Source organism: Streptomyces venezuelae, from assembly GCF_008642355.1.
GTDB lineage: Bacteria > Actinomycetota > Actinomycetes > Streptomycetales > Streptomycetaceae > Streptomyces > Streptomyces venezuelae_B.
On sequence record NZ_CP029193.1, the window covers coordinates 4,564,284 to 4,581,098 of the forward strand.

The following is a 16,815-nucleotide window of genomic DNA, read 5'->3' on the forward strand; positions in this document are numbered from 1 at the left end:
TCCTTACGGGTAAGACATCCCTAGTGGGGAGGGGCGACACGCGGTCCCGGGCGCCACACGTTCGCCATCGGCGTAGTGCTGGTGGGGGTAACTGCCTGGCCTGCGGGAACATCGTCTCGCACCATCGGGTTGGAGCAGTTGTCGGCGTTCGGGGTCAGGAGATCCTCCGAGTTGGGGTCCGGGTGTCGGCAGTTGGAATGAGCGGTCCCCGCTTGCGGGACTAAGCTGCGGAAGGACAGGGAGGGGACCGACCCCTTTACTGCCTGACCGCTCTGAGGAGCGATTAACGATGTTCGAGAGGTTCACCGACCGCGCGCGGCGGGTTGTCGTCCTGGCTCAGGAAGAAGCCCGGATGCTCAACCACAACTACATCGGCACCGAGCACATCCTCCTGGGCTTGATCCACGAGGGCGAGGGTGTCGCCGCTAAGGCCCTGGAGAGCCTCGGGATTTCGCTCGAGGCGGTCCGCCAGCAGGTGGAGGAGATCATCGGGCAGGGCCAGCAGGCTCCGTCCGGTCACATTCCCTTCACCCCCCGTGCCAAGAAGGTCCTGGAGCTGTCGCTCCGCGAGGCCCTTCAGCTGGGCCACAACTACATCGGCACGGAGCACATCCTGCTCGGCCTGATCCGTGAGGGCGAGGGCGTCGCCGCCCAGGTCCTGGTCAAGCTGGGCGCCGATCTCAACCGGGTGCGGCAGCAGGTCATCCAGCTGCTCTCCGGCTACCAGGGCAAGGAGACCGCCACCGCCGGCGGTCCTGCCGAGGGCACGCCCTCCACGTCCCTGGTCCTCGACCAGTTCGGCCGGAACCTCACCCAGGCCGCTCGTGAGTCCAAGCTCGACCCGGTCATCGGGCGCGAGAAGGAGATCGAGCGGGTCATGCAGGTGCTGTCCCGCCGTACGAAGAACAACCCGGTCCTGATCGGTGAGCCCGGCGTCGGCAAGACCGCCGTCGTCGAGGGTCTCGCCCAGGCCATCGTCAAGGGCGAGGTGCCCGAGACCCTCAAGGACAAGCACCTCTACACCCTCGACCTGGGCGCCCTGGTCGCAGGCTCCCGCTACCGCGGTGACTTCGAGGAGCGCCTGAAGAAGGTCCTCAAGGAGATCCGCACCCGCGGCGACATCATCCTGTTCATCGACGAGCTCCACACCCTGGTGGGTGCGGGTGCCGCCGAGGGCGCGATCGACGCCGCCAGCATCCTCAAGCCGATGCTGGCCCGCGGTGAGCTGCAGACCATCGGTGCGACGACGCTCGACGAGTACCGCAAGCACCTGGAGAAGGACGCGGCGCTGGAGCGCCGCTTCCAGCCCATCCAGGTCGCGGAGCCGTCGCTGCCGCACACCATCGAGATCCTCAAGGGCCTCCGCGACCGGTACGAGGCGCACCACCGCGTCTCCATCACGGACGAGGCCCTGGTGCAGGCCGCCACGCTGGCCGACCGGTACATCTCGGACCGCTTCCTGCCGGACAAGGCGATCGACCTGATCGACGAGGCCGGTTCCCGGATGCGCATCCGCCGGATGACCGCGCCGCCGGACCTCCGCGAGTTCGACGAGAAGATCGCGGGCGTCCGCCGCGACAAGGAGTCCGCGATCGACTCGCAGGACTTCGAGAAGGCCGCCTCCCTCCGCGACAAGGAGAAGCAGCTCCTGGCCGCCAAGGCCAAGCGGGAGAAGGAGTGGAAGGCCGGCGACATGGATGTCGTCGCCGAGGTCGACGGCGAGCTGATCGCCGAGGTCCTGGCCACGGCGACCGGCATTCCGGTCTTCAAGCTGACCGAGGAGGAGTCCTCCCGTCTGCTGCGCATGGAGGACGAGCTCCACAAGCGCGTCATCGGCCAGAAGGACGCCGTCAAGGCGCTCTCGAAGGCGATCCGGCGTACGCGTGCGGGTCTGAAGGACCCGAAGCGTCCCGGTGGCTCGTTCATCTTCGCCGGTCCGTCCGGTGTCGGTAAGACCGAGCTGTCCAAGGCGCTCGCCGAGTTCCTCTTCGGCGACGAGGACGCGCTGATCTCCCTCGACATGTCGGAGTTCAGCGAGAAGCACACGGTCTCGCGTCTCTTCGGTTCGCCCCCCGGCTACGTGGGCTACGAAGAGGGCGGCCAGCTGACCGAGAAGGTCCGTCGCAAGCCGTTCTCCGTCGTCCTGTTCGACGAGGTCGAGAAGGCCCACCCGGACATCTTCAACTCGCTCCTGCAGATCCTGGAGGACGGTCGCCTGACCGACTCCCAGGGCCGCGTCGTGGACTTCAAGAACACGGTCATCATCATGACGACCAACCTTGGAACCCGTGACATCTCGAAGGGCTTCAACCTGGGCTTCGCGGCCCAGGGCGACACGAAGTCCAACTACGAGCGGATGAAGAACAAGGTCAGCGACGAGCTGAAGCAGCACTTCCGCCCGGAGTTCCTGAACCGCGTGGACGACGTCGTCGTCTTCCCGCAGCTCAGCCAGGACGACATCCTCCAGATCGTCGACCTGATGATCACCAAGGTGGACGAGCGCCTGAAGGACCGGGACATGGGCATCGAGCTCTCCCAGTCCGCGAAGGAGCTCCTCTCGAAGAAGGGCTACGACCCGGTGCTCGGCGCGCGTCCGCTGCGGCGCACGATCCAGCGCGAGGTCGAGGACACCCTCTCCGAGAAGATCCTCTTCGGCGAGCTGCGTCCCGGCCACATCGTGGTCGTCGACACGGAGGGCGAGGGCGACAACGCCACGTTCACCTTCCGCGGCGAGGAGAAGGCGGCGCTGCCCGACGTGCCGCCGATCGAGTCGGCCGCCGGTGGCGGCGCGGGCCCGAACCTGAGCAAGGACGCGTGACGCCCGCGCTGGGCTGAACGTTCGAAGGGGCTGCCCCGGACCGTTTCGTACGGTCCGGGGCAGCCCCTTCTCTGTGCGCGGGGGTCAGGCCGTGATCGTCACGCCCTCCGGTACGTTCCGTACGCGCGGCAGGCGCGGGTTGACGCGCAGGACGCGCAGGCCGGGGAAGCGGGCCAGCCACGACATGTCCGGGTCGGGCAGTTCCGCGTTGATCCACAGGTGGGTGAGCCGCTCGGGGACGAGGCCCGCGAGGAGCTCGTCGGTGCGCATGACGCCGGCCACCTGGATGCGGGGGCGCCCGCCGAGCCCGCGCAGGGCGGCCAGCTCGGCCGCGTCGGACACCGGGAAGTACAGGCCCGCCGGATCGAGGTGGGCGATGATCTCGCGCGCGTACCGCTCGGTGTCGAAGTGCCGCCAGGGGCGGGCCAGCTCGGTGCGGATCGCGAGGGACGAGCGGCCGCGCAGCCGGGCGAGGTAGTCGATCGCGGCGTCCTCCTGGACGCGGGTCGCCGTGATGGCGAGGAGCAGCGCCTGCTGGTCGCCGGGCACCTGCTCGGGGTCCGGGAGCTGCTCCAGGACGATGGGTCCGACCCAGCCGAGGCTGCGGGCGCCCTGTTCCGTCGTGGGCCGCAGCAGGTTCTTCGTGCGCCGGTGGACGAGTTCCTGGACGGCCGGGTCGAGCTCGCTGACGTGTTCCAGGCAGGCCGCGGCCATCAGGCGCCGGTGGTTGACGTGCGGCCTGCGCAGGCCGGGGGCGGCGGCGAGCAGGCGCTCCAGGAAGGCCGCGCACTCGTCAGGGCGGGCGTGGGCGGCGGACATCCGGATGACCTCCTCCCACTCCGGCTGGTGGGCGTGGTCGACGAGGGTGTTGAGACGGCCGCGCGCCACGATCTCCTTGGCGGCCAGGTAGTCCTGGAACGTGCGGTGGATGAAGTCGACGGAAACGCCCGCCTGCTCGCGCAGCAGCCCGGTGCGGTGCAGCAGATGCCGGAAGATCTTCTCGCCGTCCCCCGCGGCACGGGCCGAGGGAATGGCGGGCAGGGCGCCGTTGAGGACGTCGATGACGCGGGAGCGCGGCAGCTCCGACAGACCCTCGTCGAGCATGGCGTGGGCGAGTTTGCGCAGAAGCAGCTCGCGGGCGCCCTGCTGGAGCCGTACGTCGTCGGCGTACAGCACGTCCCTTTCGGGGTCACGGCGCTGGAGCAACATCTCCAGGGCGGCGTCGTAGAGCTCCTTGCGGCCCTTGGGCAGGGAGCCGGAGCGGTCCCGGTTGAGGGCGCATATGAGGCCGCACATCAGGGGGTTGGTGGCGAGGCGCCGCAGCTCGCGGTAGATCCGTACGGAGTGCAGCAGGCGCTGCTCGTACTCCTTGAGGGCGTCCCGGTCCCGCTGCTCCCTGCACTGCTCGTCGCCCATGGCCGCGGTGTGCCAGTCGCGGATGAAGTGGGTGACCTGGTCGCGGGACATGGGGGCCAGCGACAGCTCGGTGAACCCCTCCTCGGCGAGGCGTTCCTGCGAGAGCCAGCCGTCCTCGACGGCGGAGGGCCGCGAGGTGACCAGGCAGGCGGTCCCGGAGAAGATGCGCAGGAGCCTGCGGAGCTGGTCGCGCAGGGCGCCGCGGGTCTCCTCGGGTGCCTCGTCGATCCCGTCGACGAGGAGCAGGGCGCGACCGGCGAGAAGGGTCCGCACGACCCACCCTTCGGGCGCCTGGTCCGCCAGGGGGTGACGGATGGCGTGCAGGAAGTCGTCGGGCGCGGGAAAGCCCTCCCGCGCGAAGCGGCGTACGGGAAGGACGAACGGCACGCGGGCGCCGTCCCGGGCCGCGTCGACGGCCAGCCACTGCACGAGCGTCGTCTTCCCGGAGCCCGCGACGCCGCGCAGCAGCACGCGCTCGTGCCCTTCCAGGGCGCGGTCGGCGAGCAGCACGGTACGCTGCTGCCCGCCTGCCCCGGTGGCCGGTCCGCCGCTGCTCTCCTCCGCCTGGAGGCTGAGATACGTGTCCTCCAGGGGCCACCTGTTGGGCGCGTTGGCGAAGTCGACGCCCACGATGGTCAGCCAGCCGTGCTGCCGCACGACTTCTTGGGCATACGCGACCTCGAACTCCGCGTCCTCGCGGGACGGTTCGCTCCGTCGGGCGGCGGCCGCCACCTCGGCGTCGTTGAGGTCGACGAGCTGCCGGATGCGGCTGGCGCGCTCGGGCATGTGGCGCTGGATGTACGGGGAGCGGCGCACGAAGTGGTGCAGCACGTGCAGACAGACGGCGACGAGCAGCTCGTCGTGGAACCAGGCGGCGTCGGGGCTCAGCCCGCGGTCGGCGCCCTGTACGGCGCCGCGCAGCCGCCGTGCGTAGTCCTGCGGGCCGAGCCGCACGGCGTCGGCGTCGGTGAGGTCGAGCTCCCCGATGGCGAGGAGGGTGCGGGTCAGCACGTCGGCGACGGCCGGGAGCTCGCCGGTGGGCGCGGTGTGCCGCTCGGCGGCCAGCTGGATGAAGTCGGCGGCGGTGCGGTGGACGTGGTCCGGGTCGGTGGTGGCGTCGGGTCCGCGCCAGGTGGTGAGGGCGGCGATCAGGTCGGGGGTGGTGGGGGGCCGGGAGGGGGTGCGGAAGAACCGTTGCACGAGGGGCATGGTGCGGGCCGACGGGGTGCGTACTACGGGCTCCATGGGCATCGGGGTCCCTGGTTCGCGGGTGCGAGCTGCGGGGGATCAACCGTAGGTCAATTCCCGGGTGACAGAGGGCTGTTGAGCCTAATACGACCCGGCAACCGCTGGGCTTCGGCCGCACTCACGTCCGTGTGCACCACGACTTCGGTCAGACGTGGGAAGGCCGAGAGCCAGGCGAGGCCCTCGACGGGGTGAGGAGCTTCCAGCGTGAGACGAATGAGCTGCTCGGGCACGATGAGCTCGGTGAGGTCCTCGACACGGTAGGCACCGGTGACATGGATGTCCGGCCAGCCGCCGATGGCCTGCAGGGCGCGGAGGTCCTCCGGGGCGTGGACGGGGACGGTTGGCCGCAAGGACAGGTACGCGAGCACGTCCTGGGCGTAGAGCTCGCGTTCGAAGACCGCCCAGTGCTGGGCCAGGGACAACTGGACCCAGCGGTCGGGGTGATCACGGAAGCGTGTCAGGAAGTGCAGGGCCTGGGGGCTGCCGACCTTGGCGGCCGCGACGACCACCAGGCGGGCGTGTCTGTCGTCGACCTCGTCGGGGCCGGGCAGCAGGTGAAGCGCGAGATCGCGGCCCGCCTCCGCCAGGTTGGCGGCCTGGAGGTCCGTCTGCGGCGGAATCAGCGTCCGCACTCCGTCTTCGACGCCCTGCCGCACGGCAGGCGCAAGCTCCGCCGCGTACGCCGCCCCCGCCGCCGCAAGCAGCTTCCCCCGCGCCGTCCCGCTCGCCACCAGCCGCTGAAGCATCCGTTCCGCCTCCCTGGGCCGCGCGTGCGCGACCGCCAGCAGGATGACGTCCTCCCACTCCGTCCGGTCCGCGTTGTTCACGAGCAGGTCGAAGTCCAGCTCCTGTACGGCGAGACGGGCGCCCAGGTAGTCCTGGAACGTGCGGTGCAGGAAGTCCACGCGGCCGTGCGCAGGCTCGCGCAGCAGCCCCGACCGCAGCAACAGCGAGCCGTACACCTCCTCGCCACAGCCGTCGAGGTTCATCGAGGGAGCGGCCTCCCCGAGGATGTGCACCGCCTCCGAACGGTCCATCTCCGCACGGCTGTTGCGGATCAGCCACCACGCGAGCTTCTGGAGCAGCTGCACCTGCGTGGCGAACGGCAGCCGTGCCGTGGCCCTGACATCCCGTTCGACGTCCCTGCGCTCAAGGAGCATCGTCAGCGCGGCCTCGTACAGGGACTTCCTGTCCTGCGGCAGGAAACCGCGCCGCTCGCGGTGGAGCGCGCAGAGCATGCCGCACATGAGCGGGTTGGTGGCGAGCCGGTTCAGCTCGGACGCGCCCCGCACGGCCGCAAGCAGCGCGGTCCCGATGCCCTCGTCGGCGCCTGCGGCGCGGTGCCAGCGCCGCACGAACGTCTCGACGTCGTCGCGGGTCATCGGTGACAGCGTGAGCTCGGCGAAGCCGGTGGTGTCCAGCCAGCGGTCCGGGACGGCGGAAGGGCGGGTCGTGATGAGCCACAGGTTGCCGGGGAAGGTGCGGGTCAGATCGCGCAGCCACCGCTTGGCGGACTCGCGCCGGTCCTCGGAGATCTCGTCGAGCCCGTCCACGAGGAGCACGCCGCGTCCGGCCCGCAGCACGCGGTCCACCCATCCGGGCGGCTGGCCTCCGGCGACCAGACATCCGACCGCGGAGAGGAAGTCGGCCGGAATGGGGAGTTCCGCGTCCGGCCGTACGATCCGTCGCATCGGCAGCACGAACGGCACACGCCCAATGAGATGGGTCAGCCCGTGCTCGTACGTCCGGTCGGCGGCCGTCACGGCGAGCCACTGGACGAGGGTCGTCTTGCCGGAACCGGCGACTCCGCGCAGCAGTACATGGTCGTGCTGGGCGAGGACCTGTTCGGCGGCGACCTGGGTCGCGCCCTCGCCGGGGCGGTCCCTGGTCGCCTCCAGACTGAGGTAGGCCGTGTCGAGGGGCCACTCGCTGGTGCCCGCGTAGACGTCGAGGCCGTAGATGGTGAGGGTGCCGTGGTGTGAGGCGATGTACGACGCGTACTGCGCCTCGAACGCGGCGTCCTCGGTTGACTGCGACGGCAGCCGTTCGAGGAGCACGTCGACGGCTTTGACCAGCTGTGCGAGCTGTTGGCTCTGTTGCGTCTGCTGCCGGGCCACGTACGTCGACCGCTGCGTGAAGAAGTTCAGGATGTGCAGGGACGCGGTGTGCAGCAGGCGGTCGAGGAACAGTTCGGCGTCGCGGCTGAGCGCGAAGGTCGCGACGGTCACGGCCGAGTGGGAGCGGAGGGTCCGCGCGAACTCGTCGGGGCCGAGCGCGACGGCTTCGTAGTCCTCGATGGTGAGGGTGCCGAGGGCGGCGAGGGAGTGGGCGAGGGCGGTCCTGACGGCGACGGCTTCGGCGGCGTCCACGGGGATTTCGCCGGGTCCGGCGGCTTTGAGCGCCCTGCGGACGAGTTCGTCCGCGATCTTCTCGACGTCCTTAGGGGTGACGTCCTTCTTCTCGCCCTTGAACGAGACGAGCCCGGAGATCCGCACGGGTTTGGTGACCAGCGCGGCGCCGGGCTGGTCCTTCACGAAGAGCTTCTTCACGAGGGGCGCGACCGCGCTGGACGCGAGTCGGGCGCCGAGGGCGCTGGGGTCGACCATAGGTCGAGGTTAGGTCAACGGGCCCATAGGGAGAGGGGGTTAAGGGCTTCCGGTTCGGTCGGCCTGAGGACGATGACGCGTCCCCAGGGCATTTGTGCAACGGGCTGTTGCACAAATGGTCCCGGCCACTTGGGCCAGGGGGGACGACCTTCGTGCCCCATCCCTCCTGTACCTGCCGATCAAGGGCGAGATGTGCGGTCGGACGAGGTGAGAGTGCGTATGAGGGCGGCGAAGGCGGTGGGGGTGGTGGTGAGTGTGGTGGCCGGGGCGTCGCTCTCTTGGAGGTGGATCCGGCCGGTGGGGTGTGCGGCCACGTAGACGCAGTTCGCGCCGGCTCCCTCGCTGAAGGAGGACTTCTGCCAGATGAGTTCAGTCATCGTCGGGCTCCGCTGTGGGCGTAGTGGATGTGCTGGATGAGACCCAGGGAGTCTCGGTCTTCGAGGCGATCCGGTGTGCTCTCGTTCACGATGGGTGCCAGGGCGCTGGCGCCCAGGGCGGCGATGGTCGCTTGGTACTGGGAGATCGCCTCGCTGTCGTGCAGGGTCATCCCGGCGGCGGGGTGCTCGACAAAGACCGTTTCCAGTCCCGGCACTCCCGGTGAGAGGAGCAGGAAGGGGGCGCTGCGCCAGGCCTGCGTCCCTTGGTCGAACGACAGGATCTGGATCGTGACATGTGGGTTGCTGGAGCTACGGATCAGGTGCGCAAGTTGGTTGCGCATGATCTGAGGATCGCCGACGACCATGCGTAGGGCGGCCTCATGAATAACGACGTGCAGCTGAGGCGGGTGCTCCCCGGCAAGGATGCGCTGGCGCGCGAGGCGGAAGCGCACCAGCCTGTCGATCTCGGCGGGTCTGGCGCTGGGCCTAGCGTTCTGGAACAGCGTGCGCATGTACGACTCGGTCTGGAGCAGACCGGGGACGAGCAGCGTCTCGTAACTCGCGATGCTGGTCGCTCGATTCTCCAATTCGGCGAGATCAAGTAGCTGCTGGGGCAGCTCCTTGCGGTACTCGGACCACCAACCCTTGCCGTTGCTTTCCGACAGATGCACCAGTTCGCTGACATAGGTCTCACTAGTGCACCCGTACTTGGCCACGAGGGTGCGGAGACGTTCTGTTGGGATGCCGGTCCTGGCTGCCTCGATGTGCGTCATGTGAGGTCGTCCCACACCGATCAGAGCGGCCGCCTCGATGAGGTTGAGCCCCGCGTTCTCGCGCAGCTTTCGGAGCTCGACGCCGAGCCGTCGCTGGCGCTCGGTGATGTGCTGCCGCAGTGCCAAGGGTGGACCTCCCGGGAGTTCAGCTCAGTTTGGCGTCTCAAGGGTGAAGGTTCCACCGATTCGGCCAAGAAGGTTGCACTAGTGGGACCGCACTCCCTACGTTGAGTGAGGCGACGCTCACGCAACCATGTCGGAAGCCTCGCTGTCGACGCATTCCCCCACCCCGCCCGCCCACAGAAGCGCACCGCCCGATCCAACCCCCCGTGCCGGACGGGAGGTTGCTCGCGAGGAGCGGTAGGCCACTGCGGTCGGGCCACGTGGGGCCGGTCATCCAACTGTCGAACCAGCGAACCCCCACGCCATGGAGGCGTCTCATGGGCGTACCCCCGCATGACCTCACGTCGGACACCTACACCCTCTTCACCCCCGGCAACGCCCACTCCGCCAAGATCTGCCGCGACTTCGTCCAACGCACCCTGGAAACCCTCGGCCTCGGCCACCTCGGGGACACCGCCGCCCTCTGCACCTCCGAGCTGGTGACCAACGTGCACCAGCACACGTAGAGCGACGTCCACCTGCGGGCCGCCGTCGCCACCACCCATGTACGCATCGCCGTGTACGACGGCGGCGACCAACTGCCCAAGCCCCGCAGGCCCGACGCGGCCGAGGAAAGCGGGCGCGGGCTCTTCCTCGTGACCGCGCTGTCGGACGTGTGCGGGGGTGACCCCCGCGAGCGCGGGCAAGGGCGTGTGGTTTCAGCTCAATCGGTGAGCGATCCGTAGACCTGTACGTCGATGTGGGCGGGCATGGCGTCCAGGCCCACCGCCACCGCCGGGACCGTCAGTTCCGTCAGGGAAGGGTGGTGGGCCAGGGCCGAGACGTCGAGAGGGGCGTGGCGGTCGGGGGTGCCCTCGGGGCGGTTCTGCAGGAACAGGCGCTTGAGCCTCGGCGCGAGCGCCGCGATGCGGGTGGCGGCTACTGTCCACGACGCGTCGGGGACGAGTTGCAGGTCGGCCAGGCCGGGCAGGGCCAGGTCCGGTGGGGCCAGGGTGAGGGCGTGCGTCGGGAGGTGCAGGGCCAGGGGGCCCGGCAGGGCGGCGAACACCTCCCAATCCGTCGCCGACAGCACATCGTCGTCGTCGAACGTCACCCGCTCCAGCGCCGGCCACCGGGTCGCGAGGTGCAGGTCGACCAGGGAACCCCGGGAGCCCACGAGGCCGAGGAAGCGCAAGGGGGCCTCGGCGGGGAACGGGGCCAGGCTCCACGGTTCGTACGCGCCGACGACGCTGAGTCCGTCCAGCTGGTCGAGGGCGCGCAGGGCCTCCGGTGTCAGCAGAGCCGGCGGGAACCTGTTGAGCAGCAGGAACGTGGGCTCGCAGGCCGCTATGAAGCGGGAGGCCACGGCCGGGGTGACGCCCGGTCTGATGTCCAGCTTCCGGGGGCGCAGGCCCAGCCGGTCCAGTTCGGCGACCTGCTCGTCGGTGCGCAGGGTGAAGTGGATGTCCGTGCCGTCGAGCCGCGCGATGATCTGCTCCGCGTACGCACGGCGGTCGTACCGTTGCCACCCCCACATCAGCTGGCTGCGGACCCCAAGACTCCGGTGCCGCGCGAACCGGGCGAGGAAGGGGATCGCCGCGTCCGAGTCGACCCGCGTCCCGGTGATCGTCACGTGCGTGGCCTCGTCGTCCGACAGGCCGTCCGGTCCCGGCAACAGGTCGAGCACCATCGGTCCGACCTTCGCCAGCGCCTTCGCGTCCGTCACGTCGCGCGGCGGGATCAGCGCCGCCGTCCGCCGCTCCACCTCCTCCCGCACCGCGGGCGCCAGCTCCGCCGCGTGCTCCAGGCAGGCCGCCGCGAGGAGGTGGATGCGTTTGCGGGCCGCCTCGTCCGGGTGGCGGTCTCCGTGCGCGAGCAGGTCGCCGAGGATCTCCGCCCGTTCGCGCGGGCGCGCCTGCGCCACGGCCATGCGGATGACGTCCTCCCACTGGTCGTCCGCCGCGTGCCGGGCGAGTACGCCGAAGTCGCCCTCGTCGACCGCCGCCCGCGCCCCCAGAAAGTCCTGGAAGGTGCGGTGGACGAAGTCGACCGTGCCGGGTCCGGGTTCGCGCAGCAGGCCGCTGCGGTGCAGGAAGTGCGTGTAGACCGCCCGCGCGTCGCCGAGCGGGGCCAGCTCCGGCACCGCGGGCAGCGCGTCCGCGATGATGGCCTCCGCCCGCGAACGGTCCATCTCCGTACGGCCGTTGCGGATCAGCCAGTACGCGAGGCGCTGGAGGAGCTGGAGCTGTGGCTCCTCGCGCAACTCCGGTACGGCCATGTGGCGTTCGCGGTCGCGGCGTACCAGCAGCATGGACAGAGCCGCCGTGTACAGGTCCTTGCGGCCCAGCGGCAGAAAGCCCCGCCGGTCCCTGTGCAGGGCGCAGATCAGGCCGCACATGAGCGGGTTGGTGGCGAGGCGGCCCAGATCCGGCTTCGACCGCACGGCGTCCAGGAGCTGACCCTCGTACGCGGCGAGTTCCGCGTCCTCCTCCGGGACGCCCGTGGTCGCCGCGGTGTGCCAGCGCTCGATGAACGCCGTCACCTCCTCCTGCCGCATCGCGGAGAGCGTCAGCTCGGTGAAACCCTCGTCGGTGAGCCAGTCCTCGCGTACGGCCGCCGGGCGTGACGTCACCAGCCAGCGGTTGCCGGGGAACGCGTCGATGAGGTCGCTCAGCCAGGCCCGGGTCCGGTCGCGCTCGGCGTCCGGGATCTCGTCGATGCCGTCGATCAGGACGAGGGCGCGGCCCGCCGCCAGGACGCGCGCCTCCCAGCCCTTCGGCTGGGTCCCCGCGAGCGGGCAGCCGACGGCGGTCAGGAAGTCCGCGGGGGCGGGGAGACGCTCGCCGTGGCGGGTGAGGGTGCGCAGGGGGAGTACGTAGGGGACGTGGTCGTCGAGGTACGCCATGGACGGGTGTGTCGAAGACGGGGCCGGGCCCGCCACGTCCCGCCGCGTCGCACTCACCGCGAGCCACTGCACCAGCGTCGTCTTGCCGGAACCCGCCTCACCCCGCAGCAGGACCCGGTCGTGCGTGGCGAGCGCCTGGTCCGCCGGGACCGGCGGCGCGTGCTCGACGATCTCCACCTCCTCCGCGTGGTACTCCGCCCCCGACAGGAACCGCGCCGTCGCCACCCGCCCCGGCTCCACCGCCTCCAGCGACATGTACGCCGCGTCCAGCGGCCACTTCCCGGGCGACCCCGTCAGATCGATGCCGAAGATCGTCAGCTTGGAGTGCTTCTTCGCCACGTACGCCAGATAGCGCCGCTCGAAGGTGACGTCCTGCGCACCCGCGGTCGGCCTGCGGGCGATCAGCTCGTCGACCTTCGCGATCAGCTCGTCCTGGCCCCGGCTCTGCGCGACCAGGGTCGCCGCGACGAACGTGGAGCGCTGGGTAAAGAACTGCAGGATGTGCAGGCACGCCCACTCGGTGACCGAATCGAGGTAGAGGGCGGCGTCGGCGGAGAGGCCGGACGCCGACGCGCCGCCGATCAGGGTGCGGGCCAGTTCACGGTGGCCGAGTCGGACCGCCTGGACGTCGTCCATGTCGAGGTCGCCGAGCGAGAGGAGCGCCCGGGTCAGGGCGTCGGTGACCGCTTCCGCCTCGTCCGGCGGGAAGGAGCGCTCGCCGGGAGCGGACAGGGAGGCCGTCACGAGCCGCTCCGCGAGGCGTCGCACGTCCCGGCGGCCCAGCGTGCGTTTCTCCCCTTTGAAGGAGACCAGGGAGGAGAGCCTGACCGGCTTCTCCACCAGGCCCGCGCCGGGGCCTTCCCGTACGAACAGGCGCTTGACCAGGGGGGCGACGGCACTCGACGCCAGGCGGGTGCCCATGACCGCGGGATCCATGGGCGTGAGCGTAGTGGGGGTCACATTCGGGGCGGGGTGGATCTCGGGCCCCGGTGACATGCCGCACAGGCGATTTGACCGGTACTAGGCGGAATAGGAGATACGACGGGGTCCCCGTCCGGGACCTTCGGCCCGCAACCTCCGGGACCTCGGGCGCGTCCGGCGTCGGAACGTGTGCTCCTGGTGCGGGTGGGGAGCTGCCACGACGTGCGGTTAAACGTGTGGAGCCGGATGAAATTCCGTTACCTGACTGTGGGGTAATTGTCCGGATTTGAGGGTGTCAAGCGGTCTAAATCCCTGCCTCTCGCTACGGCTTTCGGTAGTAGATGGGGGGTTTGGGCCCCGGGGCGGGTGGGGGTTACCAAGGGATGGCCGACCCGGCGAAGCGTGGTCAGCGGGCGAACCGCCCGCCCCGCCTGCCGGGTCCGTTCATGCCCCCCTCGGTCGTACGCGTCAGGCGTCGCCGCAGTCGTCATCGCAGTCGTCACGCCGTCGCAGGCGTCACGTCACCGCAGCCGTCACACCCCGGAGGACATCCCCATGTCGAAGCGCACCAAGTCCCACCGTCCCGGCCCGTCGTTCTTCCGTACCCGCGTGGCGGTCGTCGCCGCCGGCGTCGGAGTGTCGACGGCCCTCGGTGCGGGGGTCTCGGTCGCCGCCGGTGACACCAAGAGCGGTGGCGCCCTGCCCGGCGTCGCCGTGAACTCCGTCCAGGCCCAGGCCGCCGCCCAGGCGAAGAAGGCCGCGGACGTCAAGAAGGCCGCCGCCGCGAAGGCCGCCGCCTGGGTCGACCCGGTCAAGAACTACACGCTCTCCGCCAGCTTCGGCCTCGGCGGCACCATGTGGTCCCACAAGCACTCCGGCCAGGACTTCGCCGTGCCGGTCGGCACCGCGGTCGGCGCCGTGCACGGCGGCACCGTCGTCAAGGCCGGCCCGAACGGCGCCGGTGACGGCCCCGCGTACGGCAACGCCGTCGTGATCAAGCACAGCAACGGCACGTACTCCCAGTACGCGCACCTCTCGCAGGTCGACGTCCGGGTGGGTCAGGCCGTGGGCACCGGCCAGCGCATCGCCCTCTCCGGCAACACCGGCAACTCCAGCGGCCCGCACCTGCACTTCGAGATCCGTACGACGCCGAACTACGGCACGGCCGTGGACCCGGTCAAGTTCCTCGCGTCGGTGGGCGTGAAGGTCTGACGACCAGACCCACCATGACCCCTCAGGCGCCCGTGTGCGCCCGTGTCACCAGATCGATGGCGACCTCCAGGATGGCCTTGCGCTTCTCCTCGGGGTCGCCTTCGACGTCCTTGAGCACGAACATCCCGCCGTGCATGGTGAACAACGCGCTGAAGCACCGCACCTGGTCGGTCATCGGCGCTTCCGGGTCCTTCAGGATCTCGTAGATCCCGAGCATGCGGTCCTTGAAGCTCTCGCCGGTCTTCAGGTCGCGCACCGTCGCCTGGTTCTCCTGCATGAAGCGGAAGAGCGGCGCCGCGTCGACGAGGATCTCGCTGTACCGGGTGAGGGTCTTCTGCTTGGTCTCCAGGGAGACCGGCCGCGGCTGCTCGTGGCCCCAGGCGATCAGCTCGTCGATGGGCCTGGTGAGGTCATCGAAGATGCTGGTCAGGATGGCTTCCTTGGTCTTGAAGTGGTAGTAGAGCGCCGCCTTCGTGACCTCCAGGCGCTCGGAGATCTCGCGCAGCGACGTCTTCTCGTACCCCTGCTCGGCGAAGAGCTCGAGGGCCACGTCCTGGATCCGCTGGCGCGTGTTCCCGCGGCGCTGCTGCTTGCTCGTGCCTGTGCCCGTGCCCGTGCCCATCGGGGTGCTCCTCGGCTCCACTGAACTTCGAATAACTTACTTGACGCCCGGCTAGTTACGGGTCTACCTTCCCCAGTGTAATCAACTAGCCGGGCGGCAAGTAAGCGTCGGGGAGCCCGGCATCGTGCGGGGAGTGGGGAACATGCCGGAGAAACGGACCGAGGCGGTACCGCGGAAGACCCAGGCGGTACAGCAGGAAGCGGAGCCGCAGCCGCGCAGCGTGCGCGTCGTGCTGATGGCCCTGATGATCACGATGCTGCTCGCGATGCTCGACAACATGATCGTGGGTCCCGCGATGCCGACGATCGTCGGCGACCTCGGCGGCATGGAACACCTGTCATGGGTCGTGACCGCCTACACACTGGCGACCGCGGCCTCCACCCCCATCTGGGGCAAGCTCGGCGACATGTACGGGCGGAAGGGCTCCTTCCTCACCGCGATCGTCATCTTCCTCGTCGGCTCCGCGCTGAGCGGCATGGCGCAGAGCATGGGCCAGCTCATCGGCTTCCGGGGCATCCAGGGCCTCGGCGCGGGCGGTCTGATGGTCGGCGTCATGGCGATCATCGGTGACCTGGTGCCGCCGCGGGACCGCGGCAAGTACATGGGCATGATGACCGGCGTCATGGCGGTCGCGATGATCGGCGGACCGCTGGTCGGCGGCTCCATCACCGACCACTTCGGCTGGCGCTGGGCCTTCTACATCAACCTGCCGCTGGGCGCCGTCGCCCTCGCCATGGTGACCTCCGTGCTGCACCTGCCCAAGAAGAAGGCGCAGGGACGCATCGACTACCTCGGCGCGGCCCTGCTCACCGTGGGCATCAGCGCGCTCGTGCTCGTCACCACGTGGGGCGGCTCGGAGTACGCCTGGGGCTCGGCCGTGATCATGGAGCTCATCGGCATCGGCGTCGCCTCGCTCATCGGCTTCCTCTTCGTACAGAAGAAGGCCGCCGAACCGATTCTGCCGCTGCACATCTTCCACAACCGCAACTTCACGCTGATGGCTGTGATCGGCTTCATCACCGGCTTCGTGATGTTCGGCGCGATGCTGTTCCTGCCGCTCTTCCAGCAGTCGGTGCAGGGCGCGTCCGCGACCAACTCCGGTCTCCTGCTCCTGCCGATGCTGCTCTCGATGATGGCCGTCTCGATGGTCGCGGGCCGCGTCACCACATCGACAGGCAAGTACCGCCTCTTCCCGATCGCGGGCACCGTCCTGATGGTCACCGGCTTCTACCTGCTCGCCCAGATGGACACCGGCACCTCGCGCCTCACCTCGGGCCTGTACATGGCGGTGCTCGGCGCCGGCATGGGCTTCCTGATGCAGATCACGATGCTCGTCGCGCAGAACAGCGTCGAGATGAAGGACATGGGCGTCGCCTCGTCCTCGGCCACGCTCTTCCGTACGCTCGGCTCCTCCTTCGGCGTCGCGATCATGGGCGCGCTCTTCAACAACCGCGTCCACGACGTGATGGCCGAGCGTGCGGGCAAGCTCGGCGGCAAGGTCACCGAGACGTCCGCGCAGCTCGACGCCGAGCACCTGAAGATGCTGCCCGCCGCCATTCGGGACGCCTACCAGCACGCGGTGTCGGCCGGTACGCACTCGGCCTTCCTGCTCGGCGCCGCCATCAGCGTCGTGGCCCTCATCGCGTCGTTCTTCGTGAAGGAGGTGCCGCTGCGCGGCTCGGGCCCGGCTGACAAGCCCGCCGGAGACGCGGACAAGCTGGCCGGGAACGCGGACGGGGACTCCGCGCGGGCGGCCGGACGGACGACGGTCGCGGAGCCGGTCTGATCCCACCCCCGCCCCGGCGGACGACGGCC

11 protein-coding genes are annotated in these 16,815 nt (G+C 69.8%); 5 read left to right on the forward strand and 6 right to left on the reverse strand.

All coding sequences use genetic code 11. The features are described 5' to 3' along the window. The first annotated feature begins 289 nt into the window (after positions 1-289). Positions 290-2,818 (forward strand): ATP-dependent Clp protease ATP-binding subunit, encoded by a 2,529-nt coding sequence (locus DEJ47_RS21220; RefSeq protein WP_055564907.1) that lies wholly within the window; start codon positions 290-292, stop codon positions 2,816-2,818. Between the two features lie 84 nt (positions 2,819-2,902). Here DEJ47_RS21220 and DEJ47_RS21225 read toward each other — a convergent pair whose 3' ends face one another. From DEJ47_RS21225 to DEJ47_RS21240, 4 genes are all read right to left on the reverse strand, one after another. Then, positions 2,903-5,479: an NACHT domain-containing protein gene (locus DEJ47_RS21225; RefSeq protein ID WP_150170635.1), complete on the reverse strand. Its 2,577-nt coding sequence runs from the start codon at positions 5,477-5,479 to the stop codon at positions 2,903-2,905. 53 nt (positions 5,480-5,532) lie between these two features. Further along, positions 5,533-8,088: an NACHT domain-containing protein gene (locus tag DEJ47_RS21230; protein WP_150170637.1), complete on the reverse strand. Its 2,556-nt coding sequence runs from the start codon at positions 8,086-8,088 to the stop codon at positions 5,533-5,535. A gap of 179 nt (positions 8,089-8,267) precedes the next feature. Further along, positions 8,268-8,465 carry a DUF397 domain-containing protein gene (locus DEJ47_RS21235; protein WP_150170639.1) on the reverse strand — a complete coding sequence of 66 codons (198 nt, stop codon included), beginning with the start codon at positions 8,463-8,465 and terminating at the stop codon, positions 8,268-8,270. Then, positions 8,462-9,364 (reverse strand): helix-turn-helix domain-containing protein, encoded by a 903-nt coding sequence (locus DEJ47_RS21240; RefSeq protein ID WP_150170641.1) that lies wholly within the window; start codon positions 9,362-9,364, stop codon positions 8,462-8,464. Before DEJ47_RS21240 ends, DEJ47_RS21235 begins: the two co-directional genes overlap by 4 nt. 314 nt (positions 9,365-9,678) lie before the next feature. On the opposite strand from DEJ47_RS21240, the gene DEJ47_RS21245 reads away from it, so the two are divergent. Together DEJ47_RS21245 and DEJ47_RS37660 are read left to right on the forward strand one after the other, a co-directional pair. Further along, positions 9,679-9,867, forward strand: a complete 189-nt coding sequence (locus tag DEJ47_RS21245; protein WP_150170644.1) for a hypothetical protein — start codon at positions 9,679-9,681, stop codon at positions 9,865-9,867. Between the two features lie 51 nt (positions 9,868-9,918). Next, positions 9,919-10,086, forward strand: a complete 168-nt coding sequence (locus DEJ47_RS37660) for a hypothetical protein (protein WP_362640202.1) — start codon at positions 9,919-9,921, stop codon at positions 10,084-10,086. On the opposite strand, the gene DEJ47_RS21250 is transcribed toward DEJ47_RS37660, so the two are convergent. After that, positions 10,065-13,181, reverse strand: a complete 3,117-nt coding sequence (locus DEJ47_RS21250) for an NACHT domain-containing protein (RefSeq protein WP_150170646.1) — start codon at positions 13,179-13,181, stop codon at positions 10,065-10,067. The genes DEJ47_RS37660 and DEJ47_RS21250 overlap by 22 nt on opposite strands. Before the next feature lie 540 nt (positions 13,182-13,721). Here DEJ47_RS21250 and DEJ47_RS21255 point away from each other — a divergent pair. Then, positions 13,722-14,378: a M23 family metallopeptidase gene (locus DEJ47_RS21255; protein WP_150170648.1), complete on the forward strand. Its 657-nt coding sequence runs from the start codon at positions 13,722-13,724 to the stop codon at positions 14,376-14,378. Positions 14,379-14,400: 22 nt separating this feature from the next. Here the strand turns inward: DEJ47_RS21255 and DEJ47_RS21260 are convergent, their stop codons facing one another. Continuing rightward, positions 14,401-15,000 carry a TetR/AcrR family transcriptional regulator gene (locus tag DEJ47_RS21260; RefSeq protein WP_150170650.1) on the reverse strand — a complete coding sequence of 200 codons (600 nt, stop codon included), beginning with the start codon at positions 14,998-15,000 and terminating at the stop codon, positions 14,401-14,403. 142 nt (positions 15,001-15,142) lie between these two features. On the opposite strand from DEJ47_RS21260, the gene DEJ47_RS21265 reads away from it, so the two are divergent. Then, a complete protein-coding gene (locus tag DEJ47_RS21265) occupies positions 15,143-16,786 on the forward strand; it encodes an MDR family MFS transporter (protein ID WP_150170652.1) in 1,644 nt (547 codons plus the stop codon). Positions 16,787-16,815: the final 29 nt, after the last annotated feature.

Excerpts from the sequence above, each read along its gene's own strand:
- DEJ47_RS21225 (WP_150170635.1), bottom strand. The coding sequence starts at position 5,479 with ATGGAGCCCGTAGTACGCACCCCGTCGGCCCGCACCATGCCCCTCGTG.
- DEJ47_RS21255 (WP_150170648.1), top strand. The coding sequence starts at position 13,722 with ATGTCGAAGCGCACCAAGTCCCACCGTCCCGGCCCGTCGTTCTTCCGT.
- DEJ47_RS21250 (WP_150170646.1), bottom strand. The coding sequence starts at position 13,181 with ATGGATCCCGCGGTCATGGGCACCCGCCTGGCGTCGAGTGCCGTCGCC.
- DEJ47_RS21260 (WP_150170650.1), bottom strand. The coding sequence starts at position 15,000 with ATGGGCACGGGCACGGGCACAGGCACGAGCAAGCAGCAGCGCCGCGGG.
- DEJ47_RS21220 (WP_055564907.1), top strand. The coding sequence starts at position 290 with ATGTTCGAGAGGTTCACCGACCGCGCGCGGCGGGTTGTCGTCCTGGCT.
- DEJ47_RS21245 (WP_150170644.1), top strand. The coding sequence starts at position 9,679 with ATGGGCGTACCCCCGCATGACCTCACGTCGGACACCTACACCCTCTTC.
- DEJ47_RS21230 (WP_150170637.1), bottom strand. The coding sequence starts at position 8,088 with ATGGTCGACCCCAGCGCCCTCGGCGCCCGACTCGCGTCCAGCGCGGTC.
- DEJ47_RS21235 (WP_150170639.1), bottom strand. The coding sequence starts at position 8,465 with ATGACTGAACTCATCTGGCAGAAGTCCTCCTTCAGCGAGGGAGCCGGC.
- DEJ47_RS21265 (WP_150170652.1), top strand. The coding sequence starts at position 15,143 with ATGCCGGAGAAACGGACCGAGGCGGTACCGCGGAAGACCCAGGCGGTA.